Here is a 12,966-nt window from a genome sequence, read left to right on the forward strand (position 1 = left end):
GCGCGGGATCTGATTTCCGCCCTCCGGGACCGCCCGGCTAACCTCCTGCACACCACCCTTTCTTGTACGCAGGAGAATTCCCATGGCAGCCCAGGTCCAGCGCATGTCCCGTCTGATGGTCAAGACATTGCGCGACGACCCGGCCGACGCGGAGACGCTCAGCCACAAGCTCCTGGTCCGCGCGGGCTACGTCCGACGCAACGCCGCCGGCATCTGGAGCTGGCTGCCGCTTGGCATGCGCGTGCTCGAGAACGTCGCCCGCGTGGTCCGTGAGGAGATGGACGCGATCGGCGCGCAGGAGGTGCTGCTGCCCGCGCTGCTGCCCAAGGAGCCCTACGAGGCGACCGGGCGCTGGAACGAGTACGGCGCCGAGCTCTTCCGCCTCCAGGACCGCAAGGGCGCGGACTACCTGCTCGGCCCCACGCACGAGGAGATCTTCACCCAGCTGGTCAAGGACCAGTGCAGCTCGTACAAGGACCTGCCGGTCATCCTCTACCAGATCCAGACGAAGTACCGCGACGAGGCGCGTCCGCGCTCGGGCATCCTGCGCGGCCGTGAGTTCCAGATGAAGGACTCGTACTCCTTCGACACCTCCGACGAGGGGCTGGCGGAGTCGTACCGGCTCCACCGCGAGGCCTACATCAAGATCTTCCGGCGGCTCGGTCTGGAGCACCGCATCGTCTCCGCCGTCTCCGGCGCGATGGGCGGCTCGGCGTCCGAGGAGTTCCTCGCCCCGGCGCCCGCGGGCGAGGACACCTTCGTGTACTGCCCCTCCTGCGACTACGCCGCCAACACCGAGGCGGTCACCTTCAAGGCGCCGGCCGTGAAGGCCGTGGAGCACGGCCCGGTCGAGGAGCTCGACACCCCCGACACCCCGACCATCGAGACCCTCGCCGAGCACCTCGGCGTCCCCGCCTCCGCCACGCTCAAGAACCTGCTGGTCAAGGTCGACGGCGAGATCGTCGCGGTCGGCGTACCCGGCGACCGTGAGGTCGACCTCGGCAAGCTCACCGACCACCTCGCCCCGGCCGTGGTCGAGCTGGTCACGGCGGACGACTTCGAGGGCCGGCCGGACCTCGTCCGCGGCTACGTCGGCCCCCAGGGCCTGGACAAGGTCCGCTACATCGCCGACCCGCGCATCGCGCCGGGAACGGCCTGGATCACCGGTGCCAACAAGCCCGACACGCACGCGAAGAACGTCGTCTGCGGCCGTGACTTCGAGGTCGACGACCACCTCGACGTCGTCGTGGTCGAGGACGGCGACCCGTGCCCGTCCTGCGGCACCGGGCTCAAGCTCGACCGCGCGATCGAGATCGGTCACATCTTCCAGCTGGGCCGCAAGTACGCGGACGCCTTCCAGCTGGACGTACTCGGCCAGAACGGCAAGCCGGTGCGGGTCACCATGGGCTCGTACGGCATCGGTGTCTCCCGGGCGGTCGCGGCCCTGGCCGAGCAGCACGCCGACGAGCAGGGCCTGTGCTGGCCGCGCGAGATCGCCCCGGCCGACGTGCACGTCGTCGCCGCGGGCAAGGCGCTCCAGACCGAGCTGGCGCTGGACGTCGCGGAAAAGCTGGGTGCGGCGGGTGTCCGCGTCCTGGTGGACGACCGCGCCGGGGTCTCCCCGGGTGTGAAGTTCACCGACGCGGAACTGATCGGTGTGCCGACGATCCTGGTCGCGGGGCGCAGGTCCGGCGAGGGCGTCGTCGAGCTGAAGGACCGCCGCACGGGCGAGCGCGAGGAGCTGCCGGTGGCGGAGGCGATTGCTCGCGTGCTCGCCTGAACCTCCGGCGGGGGGCGGGGTGGGCTTGCTGGGCTCGCCCCGCCCCCGTGTGAGCATCGGTGTACTCGGTACCGGGTTGGCGCCCGGTGTGTCCGTCCTCAATTGCCGGACGGGCTTGGGGGTGCGGGGCTTGCCCGGAGACGATGCGGTGCCGTTGGGGGCCTCTGCGGGGCTCGTATGCGACGACGGCATGATTTACGTCGCGCCCACCCGGACCAAGAAGGCGCCGCTGTCGTAGCGCGACGCAATGGGGGTCCCCCCGGGCGAAGTCTGGGGGAGCTTTAGTGTCTCTGCACACGACCCCTCCGAGTCCCCCTGTCCCGGGCACGGCAGGCGCCCCGGGGCGGGACTGGGCAGGTTGGCTCGGGCTGCATTTGATGCCCCCTGAGGGTGACCGGGGCCCGTCTGCGGGACAGGGGCCGTGGAGGGGTCGTGTCCGGGACACTAGAGCGTGATTTGTGGCGCGCAACGCGAGCGGCGCAGTCACGGCAGGGGTGAAGCGCGCCGTAAATCATGCCGTCCAGGACGCGAGCCCCGGAACGGCACCAACCCCCAACAACACAACACCGGGCAAGCCCACCCCCCCCAAGCCCGTCCGGCGATTGAGGACGGACACACCGGGCGCCAACCCGGGCAGCGGCAACCCACCCCGAACCGCCCAGCGCAGCGTCACCGCACCGCCAGAGGCCCCCGCCTCAGAGCCACGCCGCGAACTCCAGCGCCACCTCCGCCTCGCCCACGCGGCCCGAGGCCATCGCCCGCGCGCCCGACTCCACCGCGCGGAAGAGCGTCCAGCCGCGCAGCCGCTCCGGATCCACCTCCAGCGAGTCCGCGAGACGGCTCACCCGGCGTCGCGCCGAGGAGGGGCCGGACGACGAGGCGACCAGGTCCTCCACACGGTCGCGGGCCAGGCGGGCGAGGTCGTACGCCCGCTCCCCGACGACCGGCTCGGGGCCGACCGCGAGCCACGGCGAGCGGTCGCCCCCGAGAACCTTGCTCTGCCGGAAGTTGCCGTGCAGCAGGTGGACTTCGGGGGAGGGGTTCGCCATCAGCTCCTCCCACGCGGCCAGTGCCGTGGCCACGATGGCGGACGGGACGTCGCCGCCCCGCTCCGACAGCGCGGCGGCCTGCCTGGCCGTACGCTCGGCCACCGTCTCGAAGGCGTGGCCCTGCGGCGGCTCGGTCCACAGCCTGCGCACCGTACCCGCCGCCTCCAGCAGTGCCTTCGCGCCCGGCAGCGAGCGCACCGACAGCTCCGGATGCAGCCGCTCCAGCACCAGCGTCCCCTCGGACGCGTCCAGCAGCCGGACCACACCGAACCCGTTCCAGTGCTCGAGCGCCGCACGTTCGCTGTCCGCCCCCGCCGAGGGCGGGACCAGTTTCAGCGCGGCCGGTGAGCCCCCGGGCCCGCGTACCAGCACGACCAGGCTGCTGCGCCCGCCGGGTACCACCACCCTCTCGACGGCCAGCCCGTGCCGGGCGATCGCCTCTTCGAGGAGCCCGGACAGCCGTCCCAGCCATTCGCTGTCGCCGAGCGCCCGCACCAGACGCTGGGGCGGTTCGAAACCCATCTGTGCGTTGTTCCCCTTCACTGCCTCGTCGCCCGCTCGGCGAGCCCCGGAAAGGCTACGCCCGTGCCCCGCCAGCGAACGGCCCGCACGGCTGCGTCACGCAGCGCGCCCGCCGCCTCGCGCCGCAGCGGGCCCCCGGCGGCCCGGACCAGATCGGAGTACACGCCCGCGATCCGGTCCTCCAGAAGGGCGGCGAGGCGTACGGCGGCCGCCGCGTCCGGCACCGGGAACGGCAGTGAGTACGCGGCGTCCGCCACGACCGGTACCGCCCCGAGGTCCCGCACGGTCCGCTCCAGCGCGTCACGCCGGGCCCGGTGGGCGGCGTAGGCCTCCGTCGCCTCGGCTTGTCGCTCCTTGGCCACCCGTCCGCCGACGACGCCGTACCCGTACACGGCCGCGTGCTCGGCGGCGAGCGCTGCCTGCGCCGCGTCCAGGGCGGTCATCCGCGGACCCCCTTCGTCAGCAGATAGGCGTGTGCGGCTCCGGCCGCCGCGACGGAGGCCAGCAGCCGGGCGTACTCGGGCGGTGCCCCGACCAGTGCGGCCGTGTGTGCGTCGGCGGTGCTCCGTTCGACGGAGGCAAGTTCCCGCAGCGCTGCGTCCGCGTCCGCGGGGGCCTGCGACGGCGTGGGCGACGCGCCCGATCCGGCGGGCACCCGGCGTGACGCGGACGGTGAAGGGGCCGCCGCGGGCGGCACCGGGGAGAGTGCCTCCACATGCCGGGCCGCCGCCGCCCGCAGCGGTGCGAGCCGCGCCGCGAGCTCCGGATGGGCGAGCAGGGCCGCGTCGTACCGCCCGAGCAGCGCCCCGCTGAGCGCGGCACTGCGCCGTCGCAGCGCGGTCTCGGCCGTGACACCGTCCGGCGCCTTGCGCGGCCGCACGTCGGGAGCCTGCGATGTGCACCCCGTGAGCGCGGCCGCGGCCGTCGCTCCCGTCGCCACGAGCGCACGTCTGCGCGTCGTTCCCGTGCGCTCCATGCGTCTCTCCTCGGGCCGCGGACCCGTACGCCGGGCCCCTGCTGTGATCGCCGCAGGCGAGCGTACCTGCGGGTCAGTCGGCGGTGGACGGCAACACCCCTCGCGACCGGATACCCTTTGTGCTGACACGCGACGAAACCCACAACAGCACACGCGGCCGAGGAGTCACCCGGATGAGCACCACCCAGAGCGAGAGGCTGCGCGGACTGCTCGAACCGCTCGTCAGCGCCGCGGATCTGGATCTGGAAGAGATCGAACTGTCCCGGGCCGGCCGCCGCCGTGTGCTCCGGGTCGTCGTGGATTCCGAGGACGGCGTCGATCTCGACGCCTGCGCCGAGCTCAGCCGTGTCATCTCCGACAAGCTCGACGAGACCGACGCCATGGGCGAGGGCGAGTACCAGCTCGAGGTGACCTCGCCCGGTGCCGAGCGTTCGCTCAAGGAACACCGCCACTACGTACGCGCCAAGGGCCGGCTGGCCAGATTCCAGCTGACCTCCCCGGAGGGGCAGCCGGCGGGTGAACTGGTCGCGCGGATCCTCGACGTGGACGATGACGGCCTCGATGCCGAGGTGCCGGGAGTGAAGGGGCGCAAGCCCACCTCCCGCCGGATCTCCTTCGACGAGATCGCGAAGGCACGGGTGGAGATCGAGTTCAGCCGCAAGGACGACAAGGGCATTCAGAAAGAGGAGGAGGCGTAGCCGTGGACATCGACGTGAAGCTCCTGAGGGGCTTGGCACAGGAGAAGGAGATCGCGTTCGACCTGCTGGTCGAGGCGATCGAGTCGGCCCTCCTCATCGCCTACCACCGCACCCCGGACAGCCGCCGGCACGCCCGCGTCGTGCTCAACCGTGAGAACGGGCACGTGACCGTGTGGGCGAAGGAAGACCCGTCCGAGCTCGAGGAGGGCCAGGAGGCCCGCGAGTTCGACGACACCCCGCACGATTTCGGCCGGATCGCCGCTTCCACGGCCCGCCAGGTCATCCAGCAGCGGCTGCGGGACGCGGAGAACGACGTGACCTTCGGCGAGTACGCGCGCCGCGAGGGCGATGTCGTGGCCGGCCAGGTCCAGCAGGGCAAGGACCCCAAGAACGTCCTGGTCCGTCTGGACGACAAGCTCGAGGCCATTCTGCCGGTGCAGGAGCAGGTACCGGGTGAGGAGTACACCCACGGTCTGCGGCTGCGCACGTACGTCGTCCGGGTGGCCAAGGGAGTGCGCGGTCCGTCCGTCACCCTGTCGAGGACGCACCCCAATCTGGTGAAGAAGCTCTTCGCGCTCGAGGTTCCCGAGATCGCCGACGGCTCGGTCGAGATCGCGGCCATCGCCCGCGAGGCCGGGCACCGTACCAAGATCGCCGTGCGTTCGACGCGCAGCGGCCTGAACGCCAAGGGCGCGTGCATCGGCCCGATGGGCGGCCGGGTGCGCAATGTGATGGCAGAGCTGCACGGCGAGAAGATCGACATCGTGGACTGGTCGGACGACCCGGCCGAGATGGTCGCCAACGCGCTGTCCCCGGCCCGGGTCTCCAAGGTCGAGATCGTCGACCTCGGCGCCCGTTCCGCCCGGGTGACCGTGCCGGACTACCAGCTGTCCCTGGCGATCGGCAAGGAGGGCCAGAACGCCCGCCTCGCCGCGCGCCTCACCGGCTGGCGCATCGACATCCGCCCGGACACCGAGCAGACGCAGGCGCCCGAGCAGAGCTGACGGGGCCCGGTGTCCGGGACAAACCGGGCACGGGAATAGCTCACGGCCCGTATCCGTTCGGATACGGGCAGGTTGTCCATGAGTTTTGAGCCATCAACTGTTCGATTCTTGCCCCAAAGGGGTGAGGTCGGTACGGGGAGGTAGACTTAGTCGTGTCTGGCCGGACGCAAGCCCGTGCATGCCCTGAACGCACCTGTGTGGGGTGCCGGGAGCGAGCGGCCAAGAGCGATCTGCTGCGCATCGTGGCGGTCGAGGGCGCATGTGTCCCCGATCATCGCGGTACGCTGCCCGGCCGGGGTGCGTATATGCACCCCGCCTCGGTCTGTCTCGACCTCGCGGTCCGCCGCCGGGCGTTCCCCAGGGCCCTCAGGGTCCAGGGAACGCTCGAAACCGCGGACATACGCCGGGTCGTCGAGAAGACAGCGGCGCAGGCAGCACCGTAAGAAGAAAGAAGCAGTACCGCACGGATCCCCATGCGGTCAGGTACCTCGCGAGTTGGAAGTAGGTCGAGATTGCGATGAGCACTCGATGAGTACGCGATGAGTACGCCCATGAAGTAGCAACGGTCCGGCGGTAACCCGGACCTAAAAGGAGCGAAGTGGCTAAGGTCCGGGTATACGAACTCGCCAAGGAGTTCGGTGTGGAGAGCAAGGTCGTCATGGCCAAGCTCCAAGAACTCGGTGAATTCGTCCGTTCGGCGTCTTCGACGATCGAGGCGCCGGTTGTACGCAAACTGACTGATGCTTTCCAGCAGGGCTCCGGGGCCTCCCCCGCGAAGCGCGCTGCCGGGAAGCCCGCGGCGCCGCGCAAGGCGACCCCCGCGAAGCCCGCCCCCGCAGCGGCGGAGGGCCGAGCGGCCGGTGCCCCCGCGCCCACCCCGGCGCAGGCGCGTCCCGCTGCCCCCAAGCCCGGTGGACCGGCCCCCAAGCCGGTCGCAGCCGAGGCCCCCAAGGCCGTTCCCTCGGCCCCGACTCCCGGCCCCCGGCCGACCCCGGGTCCCAAGCCCGCGGCGGCCCCGAAGCCGGCTCCGGCCGCTCCGGCCGCGCCTGAGTTCACCGCGCCTCCGGCCGCCCCGGCTGCCGGTCCCCGGTCCGGTGCCACTCCCGGCCCGCGCCCGGCGGCCCGTCCGGGCCAGGGTGCCCAGGGCGGTGGCTCCCGTCCCGGTGCTCCGCGCCCCGGTGGCGACCGTCAGGCTCCCCGTCCGGGTGCCCGTCCCGCGGGTCCGCGTCCGGGCAACAACCCCTTCACCTCCGGTGGCTCGACCGGTATGGCGCGCCCGCAGGCGCCCCGTCCGGGTGGTGCCCCCCGTCCCGGCGGCGCCGGTGCCCCCGGTGGCCCGCGTCCGCAGGGCGCCGGCCAGGGCGGTCCCCGTCCGCAGGCGGGTCCCGGCGGTCCTCGTCCGACTCCGGGCGGTATGCCTCGTCCGCAGGCTCCTCGCGGAGCCGGTGGCCCCGGCGGTAACCGTCCGAACCCGGGCATGATGCCGCAGCGTCCCGCTGCCGGCCCGCGTCCCGGTCCCGGTGGTGGCGGCGGCGGTCGCGGCCCCGGTGGCGGTGGCGCTGGTCGTCCCGGCGGTGCCGGTCGTCCCGGCGGCGGCGGTTTCGCCGGCCGTCCGGCCGGTCCTGGCGGCGGCGGTCGTCCCGGCGGTGGTGGCGGCGGCTTCGGCGGCCCGCGCCCCGGTGGTGGCGGCGGTGGCGGCTTCGGCGGCGGTGGCGGCGGTGGCCGTCCCGGCTTCGGCGGACGTCCGGGTGGTCCCGGCGGCCGTGGTGGCACGCAGGGCGCCTTCGGCCGTCCCGGCGGTCCGGCACGGCGTGGCCGCAAGTCGAAGCGGCAGAGGCGCCAGGAGTACGAGGCCATGCAGGCCCCGTCCGTCGGCGGTGTGATGCTGCCGCGTGGCGGCGGCGAGACCGTCCGTCTGTCGCGCGGTGCCTCCCTCACCGACTTCGCGGAGAAGATCAACGCCAACCCGGCGTCGCTCGTCGCCGTGATGATGAACCTCGGCGAGATGGTCACGGCGACGCAGTCCGTCTCCGATGAGACCCTTCACCTCCTTGCCGGCGAGATGAACTACACGGTTCAGATCGTCAGCCCGGAGGAGGAGGACCGCGAGCTGCTCGAGTCCTTCGACATCGAGTTCGGCGAGGACGAGGGCGGCGAGGAGTTCCTGGTCGCGCGTCCGCCGGTGGTGACCGTCATGGGTCACGTCGACCACGGTAAGACCCGACTGCTGGACGCCATCCGCAAGACCAACGTCGTCGCGGGCGAGGCCGGCGGTATCACCCAGCACATCGGTGCATACCAGGTCTCCACCGAGGTCAACGACGAAGAGCGGCGCATCACCTTCATCGACACCCCGGGTCACGAGGCGTTCACCGCCATGCGTGCCCGTGGTGCCAAGTCGACCGACATCGCGATCCTCGTGGTGGCGGCCAACGACGGTGTGATGCCCCAGACGATCGAGGCGCTGAACCACGCCAAGGCGGCCGACGTGCCGATCGTGGTCGCGGTCAACAAGATCGACGTCGAGGGCGCGGACCCGACGAAGGTGCGCGGTCAGCTGACCGAGTTCGGCCTGGTGGCCGAGGAGTACGGCGGCGAGACCATGTTCGTCGACATCTCCGCCAAGCAGGGTCTGAACATCGACAGCCTGCTGGAGGCCGTGGTCCTGACGGCGGACGCCGCCCTGGACCTGCGGGCCAACCCGGATCAGGACGCACAGGGCATCGCGATCGAGTCCCACCTCGACCGCGGCCGCGGTGCCGTCTCGACGGTCCTGGTCCAGCGAGGCACGCTGCGCATCGGTGACACGATGGTCGTCGGCGACGCCTACGGCCGTGTCCGCGCGATGCTCGACGACAAGGGCAACAACGTCGAGGAGGCGACCCCGTCGACTCCGGTCCTGGTCCTGGGTCTCACCAACGTCCCGGGCGCCGGCGACAACTTCCTGGTCGTCGACGAGGACCGCACGGCCCGCCAGATCGCCGAGAAGCGCGCCGCCCGTGAGCGCAACGCCGCGTTCGCCAAGCGCACCCGCCGGGTGTCCCTCGAGGACCTCGACAAGGTGCTCAAGGCGGGCGAGGTCCAGCAGCTCAACCTCATCATCAAGGGCGACGCGTCCGGTTCGGTCGAGGCCCTCGAGTCCTCGCTGCTCCAGCTGGACGTCGGCGAAGAGGTCGACATCCGCGTGCTGCACCGCGGTGTCGGTGCGGTCACCGAGTCGGACATCGACCTGGCGACCGGCTCCGACGCCATCGTGATCGGCTTCAACGTGCGCGCCGCAGGGCGTGCCACGCAGATGGCCGAGCGCGAGGGTGTGGACGTCCGCTACTACTCGGTCATCTACCAGGCGATCGAGGAGATCGAGGCGGCCCTCAAGGGCATGCTCAAGCCGGAGTTCGAAGAGGTCGAGCTGGGTACGGCGGAGATCCGCGAGGTCTTCCGCTCGTCCAAGCTGGGCAACATCGCGGGTGTTCTCATCCGCTCCGGCGAGGTCAGGCGGAACACCAAGGCGCGCCTCATCCGCGACGGCAAGGTGGTCGCGGAGAACCTCAACATCGACGGTCTGCGTCGCTTCAAGGACGACGTCACCGAGATCCGCGAAGGCTTCGAGGGCGGTATCAACCTCGGAAACTTCAACGACATCAAGATCGATGACGTCATCGCGACGTACGAGATGCGTGAGAAGCCCCGCGGCTGACACAGCGCGCTGACGCACAACAGCCGGTTCGGGGCCGGTCGGCGGGACGTAATCCCGTCGATCGGCCCCGGCCGTTGCGTGTACGGTTCTTGATGTCCCTGCCAAGAGCGGGCAGGGCACATTTCCGAACCCGTACCGGCGGGACATCCGGACATACATGTATGTGGGGACGCTGTCCTTCGATCTGCTCCTCGGCGACGTTCGTTCGTTGAAGGAGAAACGCTCCGTCGTCCGCCCGATCGTTGCCGAGCTCCAGCGCAAGTACGCGGTGAGCGTGGCCGAAGTGGGAGGGCAGGATCTTCATCGCAGGGCCGAGATCGGTCTCGCGGTGGTCTCGGGGGACCCGGGACACCTCACAGAAGTACTGGACCGGTGCGAGCGTCTCGTCGCCGCCCGGCCCGAAGTCGAGCTGCTGTCGGTACGACGACGGCTGCACGGCGACGACGATTGACCATAAGCAGGAAGAGGAGAAGGACCGGTGGCCGACAACGCGCGGGCCCGCAAGCTGGCCGATCGCATCCAGGTCGTGGTCGCGGAGACCCTGGACCGGCGAATCAAGGATCCGCGGCTGGGCTTCGTCACGATCACGGACGCCCGGGTCACCGGCGACCTGCGGGAGGCCACGGTCTTCTACACGGTCTACGGGGACGACGAGGAGCGTGCCGCGTCCGCCGCGGCGCTGGAGAGCGCCAAGGGCGTCCTCCGCTCCGAGGTCGGCAAGCAGACCGGGGTCCGCTTCACGCCGACCCTGACGTTCGTCCCCGACGCCCTGCCCGACAACGCGCGCACGATCGACGATCTGCTCGACCGGGCGCGGGCCAAGGACGAGGAGGTCCGCGAGGCTTCCACGGGCAAGACCTACGCGGGCGAAGCGGACCCGTACCGCAAGGCGGAGAACGAGGACATGCCGGCCACGGGTGGGGACGAAGCCTCCGAATGACACAGCACGACAAGACCCCTCCCGCCGCCGGGAGGGGCCCTCGGGACGGCCTGGTCATCGTCGACAAGCCGTCCGGCTTCACCTCGCACGACGTGGTCGCGAAGATGCGTGGGATCGCCAGGACCCGCCGGGTCGGGCATGCGGGCACCCTCGACCCGATGGCCACCGGGGTGCTCGTCCTCGGTGTCGAGAAGGCCACCAAGCTCCTCGGCCACCTCGCACTGACCGAGAAGGAGTACCTCGGCACCATCAGGCTCGGCCAGACCACGATCACGGACGACGCCGAGGGCGAGATCACCGCGTCGACGGACGCCTCCGGGGTGACCCGGGAGGGCATCGACGCCGGTGTCGCCGAGCTGACGGGCGAGATCATGCAGGTGCCGTCCAAGGTCAGCGCCATCAAGATCGACGGCAAGCGCTCGTACGCACGGGTGCGCGGCGGCGAGGACTTCGACATCCCGGCCCGTCCGGTGACCGTTTCGCAGTTCACGGTGTACGACGTCCGTGACGCCGTCGCCGACGACGGGACGCCCGTCGTCGACCTGGTCGTCTCCGTCGTCTGCTCCTCCGGTACGTACATCCGTGCCCTCGCCCGCGACCTGGGCGCCGGGCTCGGGGTGGGCGGCCATCTGACCGCGCTGCGCCGCACCCGAGTCGGCCCGTACAAGCTGGACGCGGCGAAGACGCTGGACCAGCTCCAGGAGGAGCTGACGGTCATGCCGATCGGCCAGGCCGCAGCGGCGGCGTTCCCTCGCTGGGACGTCGACGCGAAGCGGGCCCGGCTGCTGCTCAACGGCGTACGACTGGACATGCCGGAGTACGACACGACGGGTCCGGTCGCCGTCTTCGGGCCGGAGGAGCAGTTCCTCGCCCTCGTCGAGCAGCACCGGGGGAAGGCGAAGAGCCTCGCCGTCTTCGGCTGAGGCCGGTCGACGCCGACGCCGGCGGTCTCACGCCCCTCGGACCTCACGTCCGGGTGAAGGGCGGGGGACCATCGTGGAGCGGGCCTGCCCGCTGCCCGCTCCACGATCCCCCTCGGAAGGGATCTGTCCGTCGCTCCTGACGGATTCACCCCCACGGGCAGGCGCTCGGAGTGAGTCGAGGGAGCATGTGGGGGCGCATTCGCCCCCGCTGCCGGCACGGTGATCAAGCCGGGCCGAAGAAGTCCGGTTCAGACCATTTCGGACCGGCCCAGGGCGGCCGTCCCCTCCCGGCACCAGCGCACAGCGGGGCCCAGCCAGGTGCCGATGCCGAACCACGACCGTGGGCATGGCAGTCTTAGAGCTGCGCAATCGGTAATCACGTACACAGGTTCGGTTCGGTTTCGGGCCGGCCTCGGGCGAGGAGCGGTCACAGTGCAGCGCTGGCGTGGCTTGGAGGACATTCCCCAGGACTGGGGGCGCAGCGTCGTCACCATCGGCTCCTACGACGGGGTGCACCGAGGACACCAGCTGATCATCGGGCGGACCGTGGAGCGGGCCCGTGAGCTCGGTGGGCGCTCGGTCGTCGTCACCTTCGACCCCCACCCGAGCGAGGTCGTGCGCCCGGGCAGCCACCCGCCGCTGCTGGCCCCGCACCACAGGCGTGCGGAACTGATGGCGGAACTCGGCGTGGACGCGGTCCTCGTTCTCCCCTTCACCGCGGAGTTCTCACAGCTGTCGCCCGCGGACTTCATCGTGAAGGTGCTCGTCGACAAGCTGCACGCCCGTGCGGTGATCGAGGGCCCGAACTTCCGCTTCGGCCACAAGGCGGCCGGGAACGTCGCCTTCCTGGCCGAGCTGGGCAGCAGCTACGACTACGAGGTCGAGGTGGTCGACCTGTATGTGCGCGGGGAAGCGGGCGGAGGCGAAGCCTTCTCGTCGACCCTCACACGGCGCCTGGTCGCCGAGGGCGACGTCGGGGGCGCGGCGGAAATCCTCGGCCGCCCCCACCGGGTCGAGGGCATCGTGGTGCGCGGCGCCCAGCGCGGGCGCGAGCTCGGCTACCCGACCGCGAACGTGGAGACCCTCCCGCACACCGCGATCCCCGCGGACGGTGTATACGCGGGCTGGCTCACGGCGGACGGCGAGCGCATGCCCGCCGCCATCTCCGTCGGTACCAACCCCCAGTTCGACGGCACCGAGCGCACCGTGGAGGCGTACGCGATCGACCGCGTCGGCCTCGACCTGTACGGGCTGCACGTGGCGGTCGACTTCCTGGCGTACGTCCGGGGCCAGGAGAAGTTCGCGTCGATCGAGGCGCTGCTCGACGCCATCGCCGCGGACGTGAAGCGCGCGCGGGAGCTTACGGCCGGCTGCTGA

Annotated in this window: 12 protein-coding genes; 9 read left to right on the plus strand and 3 right to left on the minus strand. The window is 71.2% G+C overall.

The annotated features are described in order from the left end of the window. Positions 1–82: 82 nt before the first annotated feature. Positions 83–1,780 carry a proline--tRNA ligase gene (locus ACTWOL_RS27170; RefSeq protein WP_474299415.1) on the plus strand — a complete coding sequence of 566 codons (1,698 nt, stop codon included), beginning with the start codon at positions 83–85 and terminating at the stop codon, positions 1,778–1,780. A gap of 695 nt (positions 1,781–2,475) precedes the next feature. Here the strand turns inward: ACTWOL_RS27170 and ACTWOL_RS27175 are convergent. Genes ACTWOL_RS27175 through ACTWOL_RS27185 form a run of 3 tightly spaced genes read right to left on the minus strand, consistent with a single transcriptional unit; the run spans position 2,476 to position 4,327 of the window. Further along, positions 2,476–3,351 carry an aminoglycoside phosphotransferase family protein gene (locus tag ACTWOL_RS27175; RefSeq protein WP_474299416.1) on the minus strand — a complete coding sequence of 292 codons (876 nt, stop codon included), beginning with the start codon at positions 3,349–3,351 and terminating at the stop codon, positions 2,476–2,478. Positions 3,352–3,368: 17 nt separating this feature from the next. Next, the gene (locus tag ACTWOL_RS27180) at positions 3,369–3,794 is read right to left on the minus strand and encodes a ferritin-like domain-containing protein (protein WP_474299417.1); all 426 of its coding nucleotides are present in this window, start codon (positions 3,792–3,794) and stop codon (positions 3,369–3,371) included. Further along, positions 3,791–4,327 (minus strand): hypothetical protein, encoded by a 537-nt coding sequence (locus ACTWOL_RS27185; RefSeq protein ID WP_474299418.1) that lies wholly within the window; start codon positions 4,325–4,327, stop codon positions 3,791–3,793. The genes ACTWOL_RS27180 and ACTWOL_RS27185 overlap by 4 nt, the downstream gene beginning before the upstream one ends. Positions 4,328–4,500: 173 nt before the next feature. Between ACTWOL_RS27185 and rimP the strand changes: the two genes are divergently transcribed. From rimP to ACTWOL_RS27225, 8 genes are all read left to right on the plus strand, one after another. Then, on the plus strand, positions 4,501–5,025 hold the full coding sequence (gene rimP / locus ACTWOL_RS27190) for a ribosome maturation factor RimP (protein WP_474299420.1): 525 nt from the start codon (positions 4,501–4,503) through the stop codon (positions 5,023–5,025). A 2-nt stretch (positions 5,026–5,027) separates the two neighbouring features. After that, positions 5,028–6,029 carry a transcription termination factor NusA gene (gene nusA, locus ACTWOL_RS27195; RefSeq protein WP_474299421.1) on the plus strand — a complete coding sequence of 334 codons (1,002 nt, stop codon included), beginning with the start codon at positions 5,028–5,030 and terminating at the stop codon, positions 6,027–6,029. Between the two features lie 152 nt (positions 6,030–6,181). Beyond that, complete coding sequence (locus ACTWOL_RS27200; protein ID WP_474299422.1) at positions 6,182–6,472, plus strand: YlxR family protein; 291 nt, start codon at positions 6,182–6,184, stop codon at positions 6,470–6,472. A gap of 155 nt (positions 6,473–6,627) precedes the next feature. Further along, a complete protein-coding gene (gene infB / locus ACTWOL_RS27205) occupies positions 6,628–9,726 on the plus strand; it encodes a translation initiation factor IF-2 (protein ID WP_474299423.1) in 3,099 nt (1,032 codons plus the stop codon). A 157-nt stretch (positions 9,727–9,883) separates the two neighbouring features. After that, the gene (locus ACTWOL_RS27210) at positions 9,884–10,177 is read left to right on the plus strand and encodes a DUF503 domain-containing protein (protein WP_474299424.1); all 294 of its coding nucleotides are present in this window, start codon (positions 9,884–9,886) and stop codon (positions 10,175–10,177) included. A gap of 27 nt (positions 10,178–10,204) precedes the next feature. Next, on the plus strand, positions 10,205–10,666 hold the full coding sequence (rbfA, locus tag ACTWOL_RS27215) for a 30S ribosome-binding factor RbfA (protein WP_474299425.1): 462 nt from the start codon (positions 10,205–10,207) through the stop codon (positions 10,664–10,666). Then, positions 10,663–11,589 carry a tRNA pseudouridine(55) synthase TruB gene (gene truB / locus ACTWOL_RS27220; RefSeq protein WP_474299426.1) on the plus strand — a complete coding sequence of 309 codons (927 nt, stop codon included), beginning with the start codon at positions 10,663–10,665 and terminating at the stop codon, positions 11,587–11,589. The genes rbfA and truB overlap by 4 nt, the downstream gene beginning before the upstream one ends. 432 nt (positions 11,590–12,021) lie before the next feature. Continuing rightward, positions 12,022–12,966, plus strand: a complete 945-nt coding sequence (locus tag ACTWOL_RS27225) for a bifunctional riboflavin kinase/FAD synthetase (protein ID WP_474299427.1) — start codon at positions 12,022–12,024, stop codon at positions 12,964–12,966.

Source organism: Micromonospora sp. IBHARD003 (assembly GCF_056106285.1).

Coding starts and splice junctions, on each gene's coding strand:
- ACTWOL_RS27170 (WP_474299415.1), top strand. CDS start 83: ATGGCAGCCCAGGTCCAGCGCATGTCCCGTCTGATGGTCAAGACATTG.
- rimP (WP_474299420.1), top strand. CDS start 4,501: ATGAGCACCACCCAGAGCGAGAGGCTGCGCGGACTGCTCGAACCGCTC.
- ACTWOL_RS27180 (WP_474299417.1), bottom strand. CDS start 3,794: ATGACCGCCCTGGACGCGGCGCAGGCAGCGCTCGCCGCCGAGCACGCG.
- ACTWOL_RS27175 (WP_474299416.1), bottom strand. CDS start 3,351: ATGGGTTTCGAACCGCCCCAGCGTCTGGTGCGGGCGCTCGGCGACAGC.
- truB (WP_474299426.1), top strand. CDS start 10,663: ATGACACAGCACGACAAGACCCCTCCCGCCGCCGGGAGGGGCCCTCGG.
- ACTWOL_RS27185 (WP_474299418.1), bottom strand. CDS start 4,327: ATGGAGCGCACGGGAACGACGCGCAGACGTGCGCTCGTGGCGACGGGA.
- ACTWOL_RS27210 (WP_474299424.1), top strand. CDS start 9,884: ATGTATGTGGGGACGCTGTCCTTCGATCTGCTCCTCGGCGACGTTCGT.